We start from the raw sequence: 17,915 nt of genomic DNA, 5'->3' as shown, positions 1-17,915 counted from the left end.
TCTACAGGAGCCGTTAGCTCAGCGCTTCCACACCGGGAATGCCTGCGGCATCTGCTGCCACAGCAGCGGTCCCGCACGCAGCTCCTGGTCGTTGAGCAGGCACGCATCCAGCTCTGCGCGCACCGCACGCTCATCCATGTGCACCCCAATCACCACCAGTTCCTGGCGGCGATCCCCCCACAACGGGTGCCACAGCCGCTGCATCGCCGTGTACGCGGCCGAGTCCGGAAATTCCTCAAGCCCCGGCAACGGCGCGCTCCAGCAGTCGGCCTGCTGCCGTGCCCAGCCGAGGTCGCTGTACGGCAGCGGCGTGGGCGGCAGCAATGGCGCGGTGTCCTCCAGCCCAGCGCGCACGCGATCGCGCGCGGCGTACCAGAAGCCCGCCGCCTGCGTCCGCGTCGCGGCACCCACGGTGTTCAGCTCGCCCACCCAGTCCATGCGGTTGGCCAGCCAGAACCAGCCCTTGCTGCGGATCACGCCAGGCATCCCCGACTGCAGCGCGCGTGCGAATCGCGCGGGATGGAACGGACGTCGCGAGCGGTAGACGAAGCTACCGATGCCGTACTCCTCGGTTTCCGGTGTGTGCTCGCCCCGCAGTTCCTTGACCCAGCCCGGCGCACGTTGCGCACGCTCCATGTCGAAGCGACCGGTATCCAGCAGCTCGGCCAGCGGCACATCGCCGAAACTGGACAGCAGCAGCTTCGCGTCGCGGTTCAGGCCACGCAGCACGGCCAGCGTGTCCTGCAGCACTTCGTCATCCACCTGGTCCACCTTGCTGACCACGATCACGTCGGCAAACTCCACCTGCCCGCACAGCAGGTCAACCACGCCGCGATCGTCCTCCGGGCCGGCCTGCTGGCCGCGCTCGGCCAGTCGCGACGTCGAGCCGAAGTCGGCAAGGAACGCGCTGCCGTCGACCACCGTCACCATCGTGTCCAGCCGCGCGATGTCACTCAGGCTGAAGCCGTGCTCGTCGCGCACCGCGAAGGTGGCCGCCACCGGCATCGGCTCGCCGATGCCCGTCGATTCGATCAGCAGATAGTCATAGCGGCCCGCATCGGCCAGACGGCGCACTTCCTGCAGCAGGTCATCGCGCAGCGTGCAGCAGATGCAGCCGTTGCTGAACTCCACCAGCGTCTCTTCGGTGCGGCGCAGTTCGGCCCCACCTTCGCGCACCAGCTGCGCATCGATGTTGACCTCGCTCATGTCGTTGACGATGACCGCTACACGCAGACCCTCGCGGTTGCGCAGGATCTGGTTGAGCAGGGTGGTCTTGCCGGCCCCCAGGAAGCCGGACAGCACGGTGACCGGAAGGCGACGGTCGGCGCGGGAAACAGTGTTCATGTCGGAGCGGGTTGGCTGCGGAACGGAAATGTTACTATATAACATCTGTCGCGCAAGGAGCCTCCCCCGATGAAGTCGCCGTCTGCCGCCCTGCTCGATGCCGGCGCTGTCGCCCTGTCCAGCCTGTGCCTGCTGCACTGCCTGGCGCTGCCGCTGCTGGCCGCCGCGTTGCCGCTGTTCGGCGCGTGGGCCGAGGCGGAATGGGTGCACTTGCTGTTCGTGGCCATCGCCCTGCCGCTGACCGGCTACGCGCTGTGGCGGGCCGAGCGTCGCCATCGCCTCCCCGTGCTGGCCTGGGCCACCGCCGGCGCCGGGCTCGGCCTGCTGCTGGCCGGCGCGCTTGCGCTGCCCTCGCACGACTGGGAAACACCGATGACGGTCACCGGCAGCCTGCTGCTGGCCGCCACGCACATCTGGAACGCACGGCACCGGCACGCAGGGTAGAGTCGACTGTTAGTCGACTCTCGCGCGAAGCGCGGGATCTCATGCCGCCTGGGCGAAGAGCAGTCGACTAACAGTCGACTCTACCGCCCCTCGGCCTATTTGCCGTAGCGGCGCAGCAGCTCGACCAGCACCGCGGCCTCGTCCGCCCGCTGCTGCGGGTCGTCGGCAGCCACCACATGTTCCTGCAGGTGCTCGTGCAGCAGCTCCATCAGCAGGCTGTGGGCTGCACCGCGCACGGCGGCGACCTGCACCAGCACGTCCGCACAGTCGCCGGCTTTACCCTCGGGCTGGTCCAGCGCCTGCTCCAACGCCGCCACCTGACCCGCGATACGGCGCACCCGGGTCAGCAGCTGCTTTCGATTCTTGTGTACATGGGCCATGACCGGATCATATACCCTATGGGGGTATCCACTCCACCCCCCCTTGGTTCCCCATGCACCTGGACGCCCTCGCCGCCGCCCGCCGCCACGAACACCGCTTCGACGACGGCAATCCGCTGGCCGAACGCAATACCCGCCGCGCCCTGTGGCTCACCGTCGGCATGATGCTGGTGGAGATCATCGGCGGCTGGTGGTTCAACTCCATGGCCGTGCTCGCCGATGGCTGGCACATGAGTTCGCACGCGCTGGCGCTGGGCCTGGCGGTGTTCGCGTACCGCTGCGCGCGCCGCTACGCGCACGATCCGCGCTTCGCCTTTGGCACCTGGAAGATCGAGATCCTGGCCGGCTACACGAGCGCCATCGCCCTGCTCGGCGTCGCCGCGCTGATGGCCGTGCAGTCTCTGGAGCGGCTGTGGGTACCGGCGCCGATCCACTACAACGAAGCCACCGCCATCGCTGCGGTGGGCCTGGGCGTGAACCTGCTCTGCGCATGGTGGCTGCACGACAGCCCGGGCCACGCGCATCACCACCACGGGCATGACCATGGCCATCATCACGCGCATGACCACGAACACCACGATCACGGCCGTGCGCACGGTCACGACCTCAACCTGCGCTCGGCCTACGTGCACGTGCTGGCCGACGCCGCCACCTCGGTGCTGGCCATCGTCGCCCTGCTCGGCGGCAAGCTGCTGGGCCTGACCTGGCTGGACCCGGTGATGGGGCTGGTCGGCGCCGCGCTGGTCACGGTGTGGGCTGTAGGCCTGCTACGCGACAGCGGCCGCATCCTGCTCGACGCGCAGATGGACGCACCGGTGGTGGCCGAAGTTCGCGAAGTGATCGAACAGGGTCCCTGGCCGGCGCGCCTGGCCGACCTGCACGTCTGGCAGGTGGGTCGCGGCAAGTACGCGGTCAGCGCCAGCGTGGTCACCAGCGACGCCACGCTGGATGCCGATACCCTGCACAACGCGCTGGCGATCCATGAAGAGCTGGTGCACGTGACGGTGGAGATACACCGCAGCTGATCCTGCGCGACTGCGGACGAATCTGTAGAGCCGAGCCCATGCTCGGCTTGCCGTTGCCTTTGCAGCGCCGAGCCATGCTCGGCTGTCGCAGGCCATCAGCCGAGCACGGGCTCGGCTCTACAGTCAGAGCTTCAGCATCATCCGCAGCAGGTACATCAGCAGCGGCAGCGCACTCAGCACCGCACCACCGATGCCGATCCACGGCCAACGCTCACCGCGCACGCGCGAAGCCACCGCCAGACCGCCGCCCACCAGTGCCGCACCCAGCACGCCCACGCCCAGCCCGGCGGCCATGCCATTGCCGCCTGCGGCCACCGCCGCCTGCGCAGCCAACGTGCCCGCGCCCCAACCCACAGCGATCCCCAGCCAACTGGCCATGCCGCACCACGGTGCCTTGCCCTGCGCCATCCGAAAACCCCTTTGTTCTTGCCGAATTTCTGTACGGGCCGTGCCCGCATGCTGCCTACACTAGCCGCACCTGCCCCGTAGGGACATCCCATGCGCATGCTCCGCCTGCTGCTGCCCGGTGCTCTCCTGCTGCTCACCGCCTGCGGTGGTGATGCCGGGCTTCCTTTCAGCGCCGACCCGTTGCAGGGCTGCTTCGCCACCGGCGCGCGCAAACCGGCCGACTTCCGCATCGACAAGGAAGGCGGCCAGTACTTCGTCTCCTTCAGCCGCGGCGACCAGTGGCAGCGCGAGCCGAATGCCCTGCACAAGGCCACCCGCAGCGAGATCAGCCGCTACTTCCGCGATGACGCCGAACAGATCGACAGCGCGCTGATCCGCATGGCCGGCGGCTTCGGCATCTTCCACTTCAACAAGGACGCGACATTGAAGGGCAAGGCCAGTGATAGTGACTACATGGCGCTGATGCTGATCGGGGCCGGGCCGGTGTATGCAGTGAATTGCCCGTAGGACGCAATGATTCTGATGGCGGCTCAGGGCAATATGGGTACATCCTGTCTTCTTTGAGGAGCGATGCCAATGCTGCTGTTTCTGCTGCTTGCAGTAAGCGCGCCGAAGACGCAGGGTGCCTATGACGAAGTCCGGCAGCTGCCCGATGGCCAGACCCTGATCATGCGCACCCTGGACTGGGATCTCGGTGATGCTCGCCACGAGCGCGTTACCGTGCATTGGCTGATCCAGGAAGACGGCAGCCTACGCTACGACTTCGATCGGCAGCCACCGGAAACCCAGGAGGTCCATCGTCGAGCGTGCGCACTGCAGGGCATGCAGCCATCGCGTGGCGTCGGCATGATCTCAGGAGAAGGAGCCACGCACGGCTTCAGCTGCACCCGCCAGCGGTAGCGCCGAGGGTGGACTCGGCGCTACAACAGCTGCGGTACCATGCCCTCCCCCGAACCGCCCCGGTACCCGCCGTGCCCCACTACACCGGCCCCCTGCTGACCCGCGACAGCGCCGATACCCTGCGCCGTGCCCATGACAAGGGCGCTGCCGACTGGCAGGGCTCGCTCGACCTCGGCCGCAGCGAGGACAGCGTGGCGCTGGATGCCGACGGCTTCCACTTCCGTGGCCAGGCCTACCCGTGGCCGGGCAAGCTGAAGGACCGCACGCTGTACTACTGGGATGGCGAGGAGTTCGCGCCGATCTCGCGCTACAGCGGCTCGCTGATCAAGCTGGTGCCGACCGAATGGGGCGCACCGACCTTCGAGATCGACGGCATCAAGATGCTGCCGACCTCCAAGCTGTCACCGTTCGAGGACGCGCGTCGCAAGGTGGAGCTGGTCGCCCCGGCCGGCAAGGTCATCCTCGATACCTGCGGCGGCCTGGGCTACTTCGCCGCCTGCGCGCTGGAGGCCGGTGTCGGCCAGATCCGCTCATTCGAGAAGAATGCCGACGTGATGTGGCTGCGCACGCTCAACCCGTGGTCGCCGGATCCAGACTCGGCTGCCGCAGGTGGCCGTCTGCAGTTCAGCCACGGCGATGTCTCGCAGCAGATCGAGCAGGTGGCAAGCAACAGTGTCGACGCGATCCTGCACGACCCGCCGCGCTTTGGCATCGCCGGCGAACTGTATTCACAGGTGTTCTACGACCACCTCGCCCGCGTCATCCGCAAGGGCGGCCGGCTGTTCCATTACACCGGCGCGCCGAACAAGCTGACCAGCGGCCGCGACGTGCCACGTGAAGTGGCCAAGCGCCTGGAAAAGGCCGGCTTCAAGGCCGAGCTGGCGCTTGACGGCGTGCTGGCCGTCAAGCGCTGAGCCTCACTCCGAACCGACCTTGGCCAGCTTCATCACCCACGCCGGCACTTCCGGTTCTCCGGCGTAGAAGTCCTTCGGTTTCTTCTCCGCCATCGCCCAGCGGTGCAGCCAGCTCGGGCCGTAACGGCCACTGTAGCCTTCGGCACCGCGTGCATAGGCCGGGTCACGCATCGCCTCATCCAGTGAGATGAAGCGATAGCCGCGGCGCTTCGTCGCCGCCACCAGTTCGGCGAACGTGGCCGCATTGAGTTCGTTGGCGTGCATCAGCCAGACCTGTGGCAGCGCGTAGCCCAGCAGTGCCTGCGACTGCTTCTCGTAGTAGTCCAGCTTGTTCAGCATGTAGGGCACATAGCCTTTGCGCAGCTGCGCCAACGTCGCCTCGCGTGCCGGGGAATCGAGCTGCTCGTTCATCACGTTGGCATAGGCGAACGCCCACACCTACTCGCCGTTGTCCACCGTCACCGGTGCCACGCGGTAGCCATGCTGCCTGAAGAACGCGTCCATCTCCGCGCGTTCTTCCGGCGTGCGCCCGGCACGCAGATAGGGGTGACGCATCCACTGAGGCTTGAGCCCGCGCTCGGCCAGCAACGGCCGCAGCACCGCCTCGCCACGCAGGAAATCCTGCTGGAACGCAGGCACGCCCTTGGCGTTCAGATCCATGTGCGAGTAGGTGTGGTTGCCCAGCACATAACCGGCGTCCAGCCAGTCGCGCAGCATCTGCACCCGCGCCGGCTGCACCTGCCCGCCGATCTCAAGCTTGTTCCCGTTGACGAAGCCAACCACCGGCACACCCGCCTGGCGCAGCTGCGCCATCAGCGCTTCATGCCGCGACTGCAGGTCCGGCGGAACGATCTCGTCCACCCGCGCCCAGGGCAGGTCGTCGATGGTCACCGCGATCCGACGATCCACTTCGGCGGCGTGCACCGCCAGCGAGCACAGCAGCAACGGCACAGCACGCAGCAACCAACGCATCAGCACTTCCTTGCAGGGGCGAAGTACGGACTTTAGCGTGATTGAGAACGCCTGGTCGGGCATGCAGCTGCTATGGGCTGGGCGACTGCACCTCCCGCTCGCGCACGATCGCCCGCCACAACATGAATCCTGCAGCCATCGCCATCAGCATCACTGCGACCAGCACCAGGGCCAGATCATCGGGATTGCGCAGCAGAGGGGCATGCTCGTGGGTGAGGATCTCGAACACCACCTCCTGCGCCTGTGCCAGCGGCAAACTGCCCTGTTCCCCCAGTTCCATCAGGCAGGTTGTCGGCGCCAGCTTGGCCACACTGGTCCATGCCATGTCGTACAGATGCAATGCCCGCACCGCCAGCACCAGCAACGCGCCATGCAGCATCATCAAGACCCGGTTGGCCCGCCGCAGCCGTCCGGACAACCGCCCCAGCCGATAGACGCTGATCGACATCGCGCCCAGCAGCGCCAGCACCACGCCCGCCATCGGAATCCACTGCAACGGTTGCCACGGTGCAAGCGCAGTGGATCGCGCCAGCAGCTGTTCGGCCACCTGTATGCGTGCGGCCGCGTCGGGCCCACCGCATGCGTCATCCACCGGCTCCAGCAGCAGTCCCACACGGTAGTGGAAGAAGCCGGCTGCAAGGCCTACCGCCAGCAGCGCCACCACCTGCAGCGCCAGCAGGATCGGGCCGGGACCACAGATGCGACAGAAGCGGGCAGCGGCAGAGACCATCGGTTCATCCATGACAACAAAGGACCATCCTAACCAAGCATCCTGTGCCTGTCGGCTGGCGTATACGACAACCACCGCGTGGTCCCGGTAGGATGTAGACGAGCATGGATGGTCGTCTGTAGAGGTGTTGTGGATGGTCACGCTGTATCTGTGGGTGCGAACCCTGCTCCCGCTGCTGGCGTTCGTGATCGCGTGGATGCTGCTCTCGCGCCTGATCCAGGCCCGCGTGGCGCGCCTTCCGCGCTTTCCCTTGAACCTGCCTGAGCACAGCAGCAGCCCGCGCAGGAAGGACCGGCGCATTTACGCGCGCAAGCTGCGGCGCAAACCGGGGCTGCGCAACGCGACTCGACCGGCCACCGCGCCGCGCAGCTGGATCCTGGCGGCGGTATTCGTTTCGCTGTGCGTATTGATCGCCGCCGTGCTGGCCGTACCAGATGGCGCGCGCTTCCAGGTCATGGTCGAGAGCCTCACCGGCTACCCAGCCACGATTGCTGAAGTACATGTTCCCGCTGCCGGGCAGCCCCTCGTGCTGCAGGCGTGGCAGCCCGCACTGGCGCAGCTGTCACGGCCGGTAACAATGCGCTACCCGATCGGGCGCACCGGCGGCCAGCAGGACGCGCGTGCCACGCTACCGGTACAGGTGAGACATCAGGGTGATCGGCTGCAGGTGGCTACGGCCGTGCCGGTGGATTCCGAGCAGCTGCGTGCAGAGCTTGCGCGCCTGGCTGGGGTACCAGTTGAGGCCATCACCGTCGGCCAGAACAAGATCGCGCCCTGGCTGGAACCCGGCTGGAAGCCGCTGGCCAAGCTGTAGAGCCAAGCCCACGCTCGGCTGCTTTTGCCCGCCGACCAAAGGCACGCGCTGGGCGCGTATGCCGAGCATGGCTCGGCTCTACAGATCAGGATCCCCGCGGTAGCTTCGCCGCCCACATGTTGTCCACCAGATTCGGATAGCGCCGACCATTCTCTTCCGCCCGCTGTCGCGCCGCCTCTTTCTGCGCAGGCGACAGCGGCTGCGAGGTCTGGCCCTTGGGGTTGGGCTTCTTCCACGGGGGTGTCTTGGTCTGGCGCATGGCCGCAGCTTACCGCTTCAGGAAGTTCAGCAGCGCCAGATTGAAGTGGTCCGCATGGCTGGTGTTGCAGCCGTGCGGCGCGCCTTCAAGGATCACCACTTCGCTGCCCGGAATGGCCTGGTGCGTGCGCTGGCCCGAGCCTTCAAACGGCACGATGGCATCGCTGTCGCCGTGCAGGATCAGGGTGGGCACTGTGATCTTCTTCAGATCATCGCGGAAGTCCGTGGTGGCAAACGCTTTCATGCAGCCCAGCGCTGCCGTCTGGTCGGACTGATGACACAGCGCGATCGCCGCCTGGCGCGCTTCCTCGGTGACCATCAGCTTGCCGTTGGCGCTGAAGAAATCGCGGGTGAAGCCGTCGAAGAACGCTTCGCGATCCTTCTCCAGACCACTGCGCATTTCGTCAGCCTTGTCCTGGGTCAGCGGGCCTTCCGGGTTGTCATCACTGCGCAGCAGGTACGGCGGCACGGCGGCAGCAAACACCACGCTGTGCAGGCGCTCCTGCCCGTGGTTGGCCACATAGCGCGCCACCTCACCGCCGCCCATCGAGAAGCCGACCAGGGTGGCGTCGCGCAGGTCACGTTCCTCGATCAACCCCGCCAGGTCCGCCGCCAGCGTGTCGTAGTCATAACCTTCGGCCGGCTTGTCGGAGCGGCCGAAGCCGCGCCGGTCGTAGCTGATCACCCGGTGCTGCGCGTCGCGCAGAATCGTCACCTGCGTCCTCCAGGCATCGGCGGACAGCGGCCAGCCGTGGATCAGGATGACCGGGCGGCCGTGGCCCCCTGTGTCTTCAACGTGCAGGCGGATGCGGGAAGCAGGCATGGGCGCTCCTGTGGAAAGGGAGGCGTTCAGGCTAGTGGCCGTGCCCTGTGGCGGCCGTGAGGGAATCCCGGCCGCTCATGACATCGCCTGCACAGCCAGGGCCCCGGCGCTGGCGCCGGGCCGCCAATGCGGGCGTTCACTCCGTGGAAGGGCCGTTTCGTCGGACGCCGGCTGCAGTGGCCCAAACGCCATGCGAGCCTGCGTGAACCCTCCCTGGAGCCTCACCATGCTGCTGCCCACCCTGCCCTTGCTGGCCGCCGGCCTCGTTGCCGCGCCAGCGCCCGCCGACTCCCTGCGCGAGCAGATCCGCCAGGCCGACACCCAGCTGTTCGCCGCCGCCTTCGAGGCCTGCAATGCCGACAGGGCCGCCGCGATGACGACCGACGACATGGAGTTCTTCCATGACAAGGACGGCAAGTCGGCCAGCAGCCGCGAGGACTTCCGTCGCAGCGTGGCCACCCTGTGCAGCAGCGCGCGCAAGGGTGGCTGGCAGCTGCGCCGCGAGCTGGTGGAATCTTCGCTGCAGGTCTTCCCGCTGCACGATGAGCGGGCGCTCGAAATCGGCAACCACCGCTTCCATGAACGCGGCAAGGATGGCGTGGAACGCTGGACCGGCCAGGCCCGCTTCATCCAGGTCTGGCGCCGCGTGGACGGGCGCTGGTTGGCCGAACGGGTGATCAGCTACGACCATCGGCCGGCGGACTGACCTTTCCGGCGCCCTTCACCGGCCGGATTTATACTGAAGGGGTTCACCCCGACCCACCGCTACCGTTCGATCGCCATGGCAGAACTCACCCCCAACCACCCCGACTACGGCCTCAACCAGCAGGTCCGCCAAGGCGTGGCCGCTCTGGATGCCCAGCATGGCCGTGCGTTCGACCAGACCAGCGAACGCCTGACCGCCAGCCTGACCGTGCTGGCCCGCGAGCAGGGCCTGCAGCAGGTCGACCATGTGCTGGTCAGCAACGCCACGGCCCAGCACCCGGCCGGGCACAACGTCTTCGTGGTGCAGGGCGACCCGGCCAATCCGGCGCACCTGCGCGCGATGATGCCGACCGCGGTGGCGGCGCAGACGCCGGTGGAGCAATCGATGCAGAAGCTGGGGTTGGCCCCGCAGCAGCCGGCCGTGGGGCTAGTGCCCGAACAGCAGGCCCGTGAGCAGGAGCAGCAGCAGAACCCGGCACACCGTCTGGGCTGAGCCGCCTCCAGCGTTACTGGCGGCCCAGCGCGAGTACGGCGGCTCGCCGTGGCGCTTGCTGCGCTAGGCCATGCGCGGACCGGACTGCTCCTGCACCTGGCGCTGCTGCAGCTCATCCTGCGTACGCACCTGTGCAGACTGCGACAGCTGCTCGGCACGCTCGAACGAAGTTTCTGCCGGTGTCTGCGCAGCCACCGCTGTTGGCATGCTGGCGCGCAGCTGTGCCGGATCGTTGCGCTCGCCCTGCACGATGAAGATGTTCTGCGCAGCGTCGGGCTGCGCGGTGCGATCGCTCAACAGCACATGGTCAACCTGGGTCAGGCCATTGGCTTTGGCCAGCGCGTACAGGCTGGCACTGATGTTCTCGCTGGTGGCATCGAAGGCACGGCCCCGCTCTGCATCGAGCCGGGCCACGCCCTGGTGGATCTGCGAGAGCAGCGGGTCGTTGCTGTGCCGGGCCAGAAGATCACCGCTTCGTTCGCCCATGCTCTCGGCATCACTCAGCATGTGTTGCTTGAGACTGCGCTCCGGCAGGGGATTGGTTTTCCTCTGGTTGAGCTCGCTGTCCGGAAACGGCGGATCAATGCTATCCACACCGTGGATGTTGCGCAGCGGTCGGAATGCGTCCTTGCCCGCCCCCTTGATGTCAAGAGGAATGCGAACATCCGGAAGAAGCTGGCCAGCGGGACCTCCCAACGCGTTCACGTCGATGCTGCTTTTCCGCTGGATGCCTGCGTGGTTCAAGGCTTCCCAGGTGAAGTCCACGCAGTTGTTGCGCACGTCCTTGTATTGAAGATCGAAGCCGTACTTATCCGGGTGCGCACCGAAGGCCTCAAGCTTTCTGTACTGTTGCTCGCTGATCTCGAGCGTGCGGCTGTAATGCGGGTTCCTGTACTCGACCGCATCGGTCTTCATGACCTCGCCCGGCCCGTTCATGCTTCCATGCTCCGTAGGCGCGAAGCCGAAACTCCGCGTGGTCTTGTCCGGCCCATGGAGCACGTAGAACATGTGTCCGGGCCCGGATGTCTGCGGAACCCCGTCCACAACTTTCTGTACACCTCTCTCGTCCACCAACGGCGTACCAGGTGCGGCAATGACGATTTCTACGGTGTAGCGCGCCTTATCCATAAGAAAAATCCTTCAGTTCCTTCCAGCAGTGGGATGACGTCTATTTTCCAGAGAGTGGGTCGGCATGAACCCGCAGCTGCGCCGGGTAATGCTGGAGCGCAGCGGTGGGCTGCACCGTGCGCACATCCAGGCGGTAGCGGGCACCCATTTCTATCGGCAGCGTGACGATGCTCAACCTGTATCGGCTGGCGTCCATCGATACCTGCTGCGCGTAACGCCAGTCTGCCGACTCATGCCATTCGGGGAGCGGCTCACCCAGATTGCGCGCCCGTGCCTGATAGACATCAGACGTTGCAACGTCCTGCCAGGCACCTGCGACCCAGCGCTGCAGGGACAGCTGAAAGGGAACATGAACATTGTCCATGTCAGGCTCACTGTCAGGCCCGGGTCCATGTCGCTGCACTTCAAGATCCAGAACATAGGGACGACCCGGATAGAAGTTGCGGGCATTCGTCTCGAACTCGAACCGCACCGCTTGGCCGGACCCGGCCACGTCGATCGGCTTGACCAGATCCAGCGGCTCCGGCGCATCCGGTACGCGGCTGCTACAGGCGCCGAGTGCGCCCGCCAGCGTGAAGATCAGGCCGGCGCGCAGCCAGCGGTGGATACCCAGCATGATTCAGATCCTTTGGCTCCCTGCCATAGGCCTCAACCCTAGCGGGTGACCAACGGCGTCGCAACCAGGCGATTGATTACTTTCCAGCGGGTCGGGCGGCATGGATCCGAAAACGGGCCGAGTAGCCCTGCAGTGCCTCTGTCCTCTGCACCGTGCGCACGTCCACGCGGTAGCGGGAGTCAATTTCCACTGGCAGAGCAACCAGGCTCATCGTGTACTGGCCATCACTGCCCATGTGCGGCGACGTATACCGCCATTCGCTGGATGCATGCCATTCCGGAAGCTGCTCACCGGCATTGAGCACCCCGGCTTGAAAGCTGTCGTAGGTGGGAACATCCTTCCAGGCATCAGCACGCCATTGCTGCAGGGTCACCTCGAACGGGATCCTCATTGTGCCCACGTCAGGCTCGTCGGGCTTTCGCGTCCCTTGGTGCTGCAACTCCAGCTCCAGCGCATACGTGCGACCCGGCTTGAAGTTGCGGGCATTCGTCTCGAACTCGAACCGCACCGCCTGGCCAGGCTCGGCAACGATAGTTGGCTTGACCAGATCCAGTGGCTCCGGCGCATCCGGTACGCGGCTGCTGCAGGCGCCGAGTGCGCCCGCCAGCGTGAAGACCAGGCCGGCGCGCAGCCAGCGGTGGATACCCAGCATGATTCAGATCCTTTGGCTCCCTGCCCTAGGGTTCAACCCTAGCGGGTTGGCGCTGGGCACTGCAACCAGGCAAAGAAAAAGGCAGGGCCTGCACCCTGCCTTCTTCACGCGGCGCGTCGCCGGGCGGGACCCGGCGTCAGCGCATCACAGCTGGATGCGCGCCACGCTCTCGTCAGCGCCCTTGTCATCCTTCTCGCCGTTCTTGATGCTGACGAACAGCACGTTGTTCTTCGCATCCAGCGCCAGGCTGTTCGGGTGGGTCGGCACGGTGTAGGTGGCCACCTTCTGGTAGCTGTCACTGTTGTAGGCGGTCACCGTACCGGCTTCGCGGTTGGTCACGTACAGGCGCTTGCGCGGTGCATCCAGCAGGATGCCCAGCGGGCCGGCGTCGGTCGGAATGCTGGCCAGTTCCTTGCCGGTGCTGCGGTCGAGCACCAGCACGCGCTGGCCCGGGTGCTTGCTGACCAGGCCGCTGCTCTTGGCCTGGTAACCACGCAGGAATTCCGAGCCCTGGTCGGTCACGAACAGGCGCTTGCCGGCCGGATCCAGCGCGATGTTCATCGGCTGCTCGGCGGCGATCCTGTGCTGCGCCACTACCTTGTTCGAATCGGTGCCCACCACCACCAGGTCGGCCAGCAGGTTGCTGGTGTAGACGCGCTTGTTGGCCGCATCCAGCGCCAGGCCCGGCGCCTTGGCATTGCCCAGGCCGTCGATGGTGTTGATCACCTTCAGCGTGGTGGTATCGATCACGAACAGCACGCTGCTCACGTCCGGCTGGCTGCTGTGGCCGGTCACGTACAGGCGGTTGGTCGCGCTGTCGACCACCAGCTCGCGCAGGTCGTGGGTGTAGGCGGCCTTGCCGTCCTTGCCGGTCTTTTTCTCCATCAGCTGGATGGTGCCGACGGCCTTGTTCTGTGCGGTGTCGACCACCGTCACCGACAGGTCCACGGTGTTGCCCACGTACAGGCGGTCGTGGGCGTCATCCAGCACCACACCGAACGCCTTGCGCTCCAGCGGGATGCGGGTTTCCACCGCCAGCGTGGCCGGGTTCAGGCGCAGCACCTGGGCCGGGCCGGCGTCATCGCCGAAGCCGCCGGAGGAGGCCACGAACACGGCGTTCTGCTTCGGGCTGTAGGCCAGCTCGTACAGGCCCTTGGCCACGGCCTGGCGCTGCACAGCGGCGGTGGTAGCACTGGCAGCGGGTGCGTTGTCGGCGAACGCGGAGGGCGCGCCGAGGCTGAGCGAAACGGCAACGGCCAGGGCGGCCGAGCGGAAGAGAGGAGTACGGAACATGCGAGCGTCCTTGAATGGGCACGGGAGGGTGTCCTGGCTCGCTGGGCCGTGCTGCGACGGCCCGCCCCGCATCTGTCTGCGCGGGGTGGGCTGGCTGGGGTTGCGGGGGAATGGTAGCAGGTGGGGGGCGTGACGTGCGCCGGCGCGGGCATGGCCGACGCTCGACCTCGATGCTGCGCCCGCGGCTATGCCATCCGTGGACCGTGGCTCTGCTGAAGCTGCTGCTCCTCCTGCAGGCGCTGCGCGTCTCGCTGCGGCTCGTTCTGCTGCAACTGCGCGACGCGATCGAACGAGGCCTCCACCGGTGCCTGCGCAGCCAAATCCGCCGGCATGCTGGCGCGCTGGTGTGCCGGGTCACTGCGGTCACCCTGCACGATGAACAGCTTCGGTGCGGTATCACCGCGCTGCTCGCCCAGCACCACTTCGTCCACGCGCGAGAATTGCTGCTCCTTCGACAGCGCGAGCAGGCTGGCACTGACATTGCCGTTGCGCGCACCGAAAGCGCCGAGGTCGGCCACCTGCTGGTGGATCTGGTTGAGGCGGGCATGATCGTCGTGCGCCGGGTCTGCGGGCGTGCCGCTTGCCGCGAGCACGCTGTTGCCGCGCCACTGCTCGCCGTTCTCGGTGAACATCCACTCGCGGAACGTCTGCTTCGGCATCGGGTTCCACTGCACCTTGTCCAGCTCGCTGCCCTTCACCTGCTGCGGAATGGCATTGACGGCGCGGATGTTGTCCAGGACCCTGGTAGCGCCCTCGTAGTTGGTGATCTCCCCGGCCAGCCCCACCGGGCGCAGCCCAGCGTGGTTCAGGGCACCCCACGCGAAATCGGTGCAGGCGTTGGAGAAGAAGTCGTAGTTCATGTCGAAGCCGTGTTTCTTCGGGTCTGCGGAGAACTCGAGGATGCGGTCGTACTGCTCCTTGCTGATCTCGATCGTGCGCTCGAAGCGGGGCTTGTCGTAGACCCGCAGATCCGTGTCATCGACTTTGCCCAGCGAGGGATTCGCACGGTCGCTCCCCATCGTGAATCCCCTGCTCACGGGTACCGGGTCACTTGATCGCGTCAGCGAAAGAAACATGTGCCCAGCAAATGACGGATCCAACAATCTCTTCTGGCCCGCGTCACCCACATCGACTCTCGGCGTGCCGGGTGCAGCGAGATGAATCGTGACCGTATAGCGCTCTGCTTCCTTGCTCATGTCTTACTTCCCTAGCGATTGATATCCAACAATAAGTTCGGCTTGGAGCCCTTCCAGCTGCGGACGGTCCTCCATCAGACCGACTGTCAACCGATACCGGCCCGGCTCCAGCCAACCGACATCCGCGACCTGAAGTACCTGATACAGCATCTCACGCGAGTGCAGACCGGCTTGGATCAGTGCGCCCTCATCCAAGCTTGTATCGGACAGGTATCGCACAACTTCATCTTCTGGAATTCTCTGTGAGTCGCGCCCGTCAGGAGTGCTCTGCCATAGCTGTACAGGACCAGGTGCGCCGCCATCAATCCGCTCCAGGCGCAATTGCATGGGTGGCCTTCCCAGCCTGATCTTCTCCCACGCATCCAGCAGCCGCCGGGCATCGGTATCCTGCAGCCGCAACCCGATGTTCAGGATCGGAATGGCCGGCTTCTGGGGCGCCGGCAAATCAAACGTGACCTCGGCAATCCGACCGGCCTTCTGCAACTGCACGGCCCGCGTGAACGGCACAACCGTGCGCGCCTCGGCCTGTGCGCGCGTCAGCAGGGGCGGCGCAACCTCCGGCGCTGGTGACGCACGGCATGCCGCCAGCGCGCCCAGCACCGCCAGTACCACCAGCCCCCGCCGCAGTGGCCGCATCATTGCTCCTTCAACCGCAGCGAATCGGCCACATCGGTCTTGGCCGCCACCTCGGTGGCGATGCTGGCGCGGCGGTGCCCCGGGTCGTTGCGGTCCCCCTGCACGATGAAGATGCTCTCCGCCGCATGGCTGCTTTGGGTCGGCCTGCTGAGCAGCACGTGGTCCACGCGCGAGAGATTGTTCTGCTTGGCCAGCACCAGCAGGCTGGCGCTGATGCGCTGGCTGGCCGCATCGAACGGGCGGCCGTGCGCGGCATCCAGTTCGGCCACTTTCTGGATCAGCTGCGAGAACAGGCGATGGTCCGGATGTGAGGGGTCCAGCAGCGTGCCGGCCACTTCGATCGGCGTCGGTGGCGGTTCATCGATCGCGCGGTCGCCCTGGCGATGATGTTCGGCCTCGCGCTCGGGCATCGCGTGGTGGGTTTCGGCATTCAGATCGCTGCCCGGGAACGGCGCGGCAATGCACTGGATTTCCGGCAGGTTGAACAGCACCGCGAACTCGCCCAGGTTGCTGCTTCCGTCCAGCGGGGCCGGCAGCGGATGCAGGCCCGCATAGTGCAGCGCAGCCCAGACAAAATCGCTGCAGCGGTTGATGGTGGCCGGGCGATCCACGTCGAATTCGAACTCGGCCGGTTCCTCGGCGAAATCACGCAGGCAGCCGTAATGCTCCTCAGTGATTTCCAGGGTGCGGCTGTAGTACGGGTCCAGATGTTCGTCGGCATCATCGTGGCGCACCTGCGCGTACTGCACGCCGGTGCGGGCTTCGCCCGGCGCGTGGCGCGGTGGTGCGAAGCCATAGCTGTGGGCCTCGTCGCCCGCAGCGACCTGCAGGTACATGTGGCCGCGCGGCGAGATGCCCCCACTCTTCAGCGGGGTGCCGGGGGCGGCCAGATAAAGGGTTACCGTGTAGCGTGTTGCCTGCTCCATGCCTGTTCAGCCTTGATGGGTGCTGCGGTCCTGGCCGGATGATGGCATAGGTGGGATGGGGGGCAGGTGGAGGGATAGAAGGCGTCGATCGCGACTTGCTGAATATGTGAGCCAGCATGCAGTAATGGACCCGGGCGCGAGCAAGGTCCCGGCAGCGACTGGAGCTTGCCATTCCACCGTTCTATAGTCGTTTCGATCATGCAAGGGAATCGCCCATGAGCAGAGCACCGGCTTGCCGGCTTGCCTCCTTCGCCCTGGTGGCCGTGTTGAGCACCACCGCCTGCGCGAAGGCCCCATCCACGGAAAAGGACCCGAACGGAACCCCCATGTCCGAAACCGCAACCAGCCCACGTACGGTGGGCGGACAGACCTACACGACGCAGCCGGTGGAAGCTCGGCTTGGCCCGCACCGCTTCATGTTCCCGGCCAACCTCTACTACAACCAGACGGGCCCCCTGGCCGATGGAGGCGTCATGCTCACGGTGTTCTGGCCGGATTTCGATGCAGCGCCCCCCGGTGATCGCCCGGTGCGCAGCACGCAGGACAGCCGGCGGCAGGTGCTGGTCGAGCTTAGATACATCGATCGCGTTCCCATCCAGAACTATCTGGCGCGTCGGTCCAGTAGTGAAGCCACCAGCGCGCCGGGATCACTGGAGCGGAGGGACCCGGTAGAGAACCTCGCGCTGCGCGTTGCACAACCCGAACGCTGGGGTCTGACGCCCTATGCGACTGACCCATCGTTGATGGAAGCCTATGCAAAGGAGTCAGAGGCTGCGCTGGACAGGCCTTACGTGCACAACCCAGGAATGGAACCAGACTGGTATGTGACCCGCTCGACGGAGGGCCAACTGACAACGTTCATCAGCTGCGACCCGGCAGACCGCATTCCTGACGGACTTGTCGTTCAGGGAAAGACACTTGAACGCGCCGGCGAAGGCCAGATCGCAATGTGCCGCCATTCCATCGTGGATGTGGGCGACAGCATCGCCATCGAGATGAACTATGCACGCGTCATGCTGAGCGACTGGCAGCGCCTGGAAACCAGCGTGCGTGATCTTCTGAGCCGCTATCGCGTTCAGTCGTAAACGCTGAGATCCGGGCGCTCGGCTTCAACCCAGACAGGCACCCGCCGAGGGTCATCACAGCCAAGGACACTTCGGCCCTGCTCTCCTCCATCATGAGCCTGCGTCTACGCGATCCAGTTCGGAGGGGGAGACAGATAAGTACGATCCCCCTCTATCGGCAGATTGTCGCGCTC

At 66.0% G+C, this 17,915-nt stretch carries 22 protein-coding genes and 1 pseudogene; 9 read left to right on the top strand and 14 right to left on the bottom strand.

Annotated elements, in window-relative coordinates:
• Positions 1 to 18: 18 nt before the first annotated feature.
• A complete protein-coding gene (locus G370_RS0112410; protein ID WP_019660885.1) occupies positions 19 to 1,344 on the bottom strand; it encodes a GTP-binding protein in 1,326 nt (441 codons plus the stop codon).
• A 69-nt stretch (positions 1,345 to 1,413) separates the two neighbouring features.
• On the opposite strand from G370_RS0112410, the gene G370_RS0112405 reads away from it, so the two are divergent.
• Complete coding sequence (locus tag G370_RS0112405) at positions 1,414 to 1,788, top strand: MerC domain-containing protein (RefSeq protein WP_019660884.1); 375 nt, start codon at positions 1,414 to 1,416, stop codon at positions 1,786 to 1,788.
• 95 nt (positions 1,789 to 1,883) lie between these two features.
• On the opposite strand, the gene G370_RS0112400 is transcribed toward G370_RS0112405, so the two are convergent.
• The gene (locus G370_RS0112400; protein WP_019660883.1) at positions 1,884 to 2,168 is read right to left on the bottom strand and encodes a metal-sensing transcriptional repressor; all 285 of its coding nucleotides are present in this window, start codon (positions 2,166 to 2,168) and stop codon (positions 1,884 to 1,886) included.
• Positions 2,169 to 2,221: 53 nt separating this feature from the next.
• On the opposite strand from G370_RS0112400, the gene dmeF reads away from it, so the two are divergent.
• Entirely contained in the window at positions 2,222 to 3,193 is a 972-nt protein-coding gene (dmeF, locus tag G370_RS0112395; RefSeq protein WP_019660882.1) for a CDF family Co(II)/Ni(II) efflux transporter DmeF, read from the top strand.
• 123 nt (positions 3,194 to 3,316) lie between these two features.
• Here dmeF and G370_RS0112390 read toward each other — a convergent pair whose 3' ends face one another.
• Positions 3,317 to 3,601 (bottom strand): hypothetical protein, encoded by a 285-nt coding sequence (locus G370_RS0112390; RefSeq protein ID WP_019660881.1) that lies wholly within the window; start codon positions 3,599 to 3,601, stop codon positions 3,317 to 3,319.
• A 90-nt stretch (positions 3,602 to 3,691) separates the two neighbouring features.
• Here G370_RS0112390 and G370_RS0112385 point away from each other — a divergent pair, with 90 nt between their 5' ends.
• The 3 genes from G370_RS0112385 (at position 3,692) to G370_RS0112375 (ending at position 5,415) form a co-directional block, all read left to right on the top strand.
• Positions 3,692 to 4,108, top strand: a complete 417-nt coding sequence (locus G370_RS0112385) for a hypothetical protein (RefSeq protein ID WP_019660880.1) — start codon at positions 3,692 to 3,694, stop codon at positions 4,106 to 4,108.
• A 69-nt stretch (positions 4,109 to 4,177) separates the two neighbouring features.
• Positions 4,178 to 4,501 carry a hypothetical protein gene (locus tag G370_RS0112380; protein WP_010484164.1) on the top strand — a complete coding sequence of 108 codons (324 nt, stop codon included), beginning with the start codon at positions 4,178 to 4,180 and terminating at the stop codon, positions 4,499 to 4,501.
• Between the two features lie 71 nt (positions 4,502 to 4,572).
• Positions 4,573 to 5,415 (top strand): class I SAM-dependent methyltransferase, encoded by an 843-nt coding sequence (locus tag G370_RS0112375; protein ID WP_029550809.1) that lies wholly within the window; start codon positions 4,573 to 4,575, stop codon positions 5,413 to 5,415.
• A 3-nt stretch (positions 5,416 to 5,418) separates the two neighbouring features.
• Here G370_RS0112375 and G370_RS01000000120830 read toward each other — a convergent pair.
• A pseudogene (locus G370_RS01000000120830) lies at positions 5,419 to 6,387 on the bottom strand (polysaccharide deacetylase family protein).
• Positions 6,388 to 6,457: 70 nt separating this feature from the next.
• Positions 6,458 to 7,117 carry a hypothetical protein gene (locus tag G370_RS0112365; protein WP_181451832.1) on the bottom strand — a complete coding sequence of 220 codons (660 nt, stop codon included), beginning with the start codon at positions 7,115 to 7,117 and terminating at the stop codon, positions 6,458 to 6,460.
• A gap of 133 nt (positions 7,118 to 7,250) precedes the next feature.
• Between G370_RS0112365 and G370_RS0112360 the strand changes: the two genes are divergently transcribed.
• The gene (locus G370_RS0112360; protein WP_019660877.1) at positions 7,251 to 7,931 is read left to right on the top strand and encodes a hypothetical protein; all 681 of its coding nucleotides are present in this window, start codon (positions 7,251 to 7,253) and stop codon (positions 7,929 to 7,931) included.
• 85 nt (positions 7,932 to 8,016) lie between these two features.
• On the opposite strand, the gene G370_RS1000000121765 is transcribed toward G370_RS0112360, so the two are convergent.
• Both G370_RS1000000121765 and G370_RS0112350 read right to left on the bottom strand, forming a co-directional pair.
• Positions 8,017 to 8,190 carry a hypothetical protein gene (locus tag G370_RS1000000121765; RefSeq protein WP_005412082.1) on the bottom strand — a complete coding sequence of 58 codons (174 nt, stop codon included), beginning with the start codon at positions 8,188 to 8,190 and terminating at the stop codon, positions 8,017 to 8,019.
• Positions 8,191 to 8,199: 9 nt separating this feature from the next.
• Positions 8,200 to 9,012: an alpha/beta fold hydrolase gene (locus G370_RS0112350; protein ID WP_019660876.1), complete on the bottom strand. Its 813-nt coding sequence runs from the start codon at positions 9,010 to 9,012 to the stop codon at positions 8,200 to 8,202.
• Positions 9,013 to 9,238: 226 nt separating this feature from the next.
• On the opposite strand from G370_RS0112350, the gene G370_RS0112345 reads away from it, so the two are divergent.
• The gene (locus G370_RS0112345) at positions 9,239 to 9,718 is read left to right on the top strand and encodes a nuclear transport factor 2 family protein (protein ID WP_019660875.1); all 480 of its coding nucleotides are present in this window, start codon (positions 9,239 to 9,241) and stop codon (positions 9,716 to 9,718) included.
• Between the two features lie 75 nt (positions 9,719 to 9,793).
• Positions 9,794 to 10,210, top strand: a complete 417-nt coding sequence (locus G370_RS0112340) for an XVIPCD domain-containing protein (RefSeq protein WP_019660874.1) — start codon at positions 9,794 to 9,796, stop codon at positions 10,208 to 10,210.
• Positions 10,211 to 10,273: 63 nt separating this feature from the next.
• Here the strand turns inward: G370_RS0112340 and G370_RS0112335 are convergent, their stop codons facing one another.
• The 7 genes from G370_RS0112335 to G370_RS0112305 all read right to left on the bottom strand — a co-directional run bounded on the left by G370_RS0112335 (position 10,274) and on the right by G370_RS0112305 (position 16,657).
• Entirely contained in the window at positions 10,274 to 11,338 is a 1,065-nt protein-coding gene (locus tag G370_RS0112335; protein ID WP_026347117.1) for an XVIPCD domain-containing protein, read from the bottom strand.
• A 40-nt stretch (positions 11,339 to 11,378) separates the two neighbouring features.
• Entirely contained in the window at positions 11,379 to 11,954 is a 576-nt protein-coding gene (locus G370_RS0112330) for a hypothetical protein (RefSeq protein ID WP_019660872.1), read from the bottom strand.
• A gap of 76 nt (positions 11,955 to 12,030) precedes the next feature.
• The gene (locus G370_RS0112325; RefSeq protein ID WP_019660871.1) at positions 12,031 to 12,606 is read right to left on the bottom strand and encodes a hypothetical protein; all 576 of its coding nucleotides are present in this window, start codon (positions 12,604 to 12,606) and stop codon (positions 12,031 to 12,033) included.
• A 144-nt stretch (positions 12,607 to 12,750) separates the two neighbouring features.
• On the bottom strand, positions 12,751 to 13,899 hold the full coding sequence (locus tag G370_RS0112320; protein WP_019660870.1) for a YncE family protein: 1,149 nt from the start codon (positions 13,897 to 13,899) through the stop codon (positions 12,751 to 12,753).
• 185 nt (positions 13,900 to 14,084) lie between these two features.
• Positions 14,085 to 14,918 (bottom strand): XVIPCD domain-containing protein, encoded by an 834-nt coding sequence (locus G370_RS0112315; protein ID WP_019660869.1) that lies wholly within the window; start codon positions 14,916 to 14,918, stop codon positions 14,085 to 14,087.
• A 180-nt stretch (positions 14,919 to 15,098) separates the two neighbouring features.
• Complete coding sequence (locus G370_RS0112310) at positions 15,099 to 15,734, bottom strand: hypothetical protein (RefSeq protein ID WP_154081342.1); 636 nt, start codon at positions 15,732 to 15,734, stop codon at positions 15,099 to 15,101.
• The gene (locus G370_RS0112305; RefSeq protein WP_019660867.1) at positions 15,731 to 16,657 is read right to left on the bottom strand and encodes an XVIPCD domain-containing protein; all 927 of its coding nucleotides are present in this window, start codon (positions 16,655 to 16,657) and stop codon (positions 15,731 to 15,733) included. The genes G370_RS0112310 and G370_RS0112305 overlap by 4 nt, the downstream gene beginning before the upstream one ends.
• A 215-nt stretch (positions 16,658 to 16,872) precedes the next feature.
• Here G370_RS0112305 and G370_RS0112295 point away from each other — a divergent pair, with 215 nt between their 5' ends.
• Positions 16,873 to 17,742 carry a hypothetical protein gene (locus tag G370_RS0112295; protein WP_032955368.1) on the top strand — a complete coding sequence of 290 codons (870 nt, stop codon included), beginning with the start codon at positions 16,873 to 16,875 and terminating at the stop codon, positions 17,740 to 17,742.
• The last annotated feature ends 173 nt before the right edge of the window (positions 17,743 to 17,915 follow it).

This window comes from Stenotrophomonas hibiscicola ATCC 19867 (genome assembly GCF_000382065.1).
GTDB classification, from domain to species: Bacteria; Pseudomonadota; Gammaproteobacteria; order Xanthomonadales; family Xanthomonadaceae; genus Stenotrophomonas; species Stenotrophomonas hibiscicola.
This window is presented reverse-complemented; position numbering and strand designations above follow the sequence as displayed.

Coding starts and splice junctions, on each gene's coding strand:
- G370_RS0112410 (WP_019660885.1), bottom strand. CDS start 1,344: ATGAACACTGTTTCCCGCGCCGACCGTCGCCTTCCGGTCACCGTGCTG.
- G370_RS0112405 (WP_019660884.1), top strand. CDS start 1,414: ATGAAGTCGCCGTCTGCCGCCCTGCTCGATGCCGGCGCTGTCGCCCTG.
- G370_RS0112400 (WP_019660883.1), bottom strand. CDS start 2,168: ATGGCCCATGTACACAAGAATCGAAAGCAGCTGCTGACCCGGGTGCGC.
- dmeF (WP_019660882.1), top strand. CDS start 2,222: ATGCACCTGGACGCCCTCGCCGCCGCCCGCCGCCACGAACACCGCTTC.
- G370_RS0112390 (WP_019660881.1), bottom strand. CDS start 3,601: ATGGCGCAGGGCAAGGCACCGTGGTGCGGCATGGCCAGTTGGCTGGGG.
- G370_RS0112385 (WP_019660880.1), top strand. CDS start 3,692: ATGCGCATGCTCCGCCTGCTGCTGCCCGGTGCTCTCCTGCTGCTCACC.
- G370_RS0112380 (WP_010484164.1), top strand. CDS start 4,178: ATGCTGCTGTTTCTGCTGCTTGCAGTAAGCGCGCCGAAGACGCAGGGT.
- G370_RS0112365 (WP_181451832.1), bottom strand. CDS start 7,117: ATGGTCTCTGCCGCTGCCCGCTTCTGTCGCATCTGTGGTCCCGGCCCG.
- G370_RS0112360 (WP_019660877.1), top strand. CDS start 7,251: ATGGTCACGCTGTATCTGTGGGTGCGAACCCTGCTCCCGCTGCTGGCG.
- G370_RS1000000121765 (WP_005412082.1), bottom strand. CDS start 8,190: ATGCGCCAGACCAAGACACCCCCGTGGAAGAAGCCCAACCCCAAGGGC.
- G370_RS0112350 (WP_019660876.1), bottom strand. CDS start 9,012: ATGCCTGCTTCCCGCATCCGCCTGCACGTTGAAGACACAGGGGGCCAC.
- G370_RS0112345 (WP_019660875.1), top strand. CDS start 9,239: ATGCTGCTGCCCACCCTGCCCTTGCTGGCCGCCGGCCTCGTTGCCGCG.
- G370_RS0112340 (WP_019660874.1), top strand. CDS start 9,794: ATGGCAGAACTCACCCCCAACCACCCCGACTACGGCCTCAACCAGCAG.
- G370_RS0112335 (WP_026347117.1), bottom strand. CDS start 11,338: ATGGATAAGGCGCGCTACACCGTAGAAATCGTCATTGCCGCACCTGGT.
- G370_RS0112330 (WP_019660872.1), bottom strand. CDS start 11,954: ATGCTGGGTATCCACCGCTGGCTGCGCGCCGGCCTGATCTTCACGCTG.
- G370_RS0112325 (WP_019660871.1), bottom strand. CDS start 12,606: ATGCTGGGTATCCACCGCTGGCTGCGCGCCGGCCTGGTCTTCACGCTG.
- G370_RS0112320 (WP_019660870.1), bottom strand. CDS start 13,899: ATGTTCCGTACTCCTCTCTTCCGCTCGGCCGCCCTGGCCGTTGCCGTT.
- G370_RS0112315 (WP_019660869.1), bottom strand. CDS start 14,918: ATGGGGAGCGACCGTGCGAATCCCTCGCTGGGCAAAGTCGATGACACG.
- G370_RS0112310 (WP_154081342.1), bottom strand. CDS start 15,734: ATGATGCGGCCACTGCGGCGGGGGCTGGTGGTACTGGCGGTGCTGGGC.
- G370_RS0112305 (WP_019660867.1), bottom strand. CDS start 16,657: ATGGAGCAGGCAACACGCTACACGGTAACCCTTTATCTGGCCGCCCCC.
- G370_RS0112295 (WP_032955368.1), top strand. CDS start 16,873: ATGAGCAGAGCACCGGCTTGCCGGCTTGCCTCCTTCGCCCTGGTGGCC.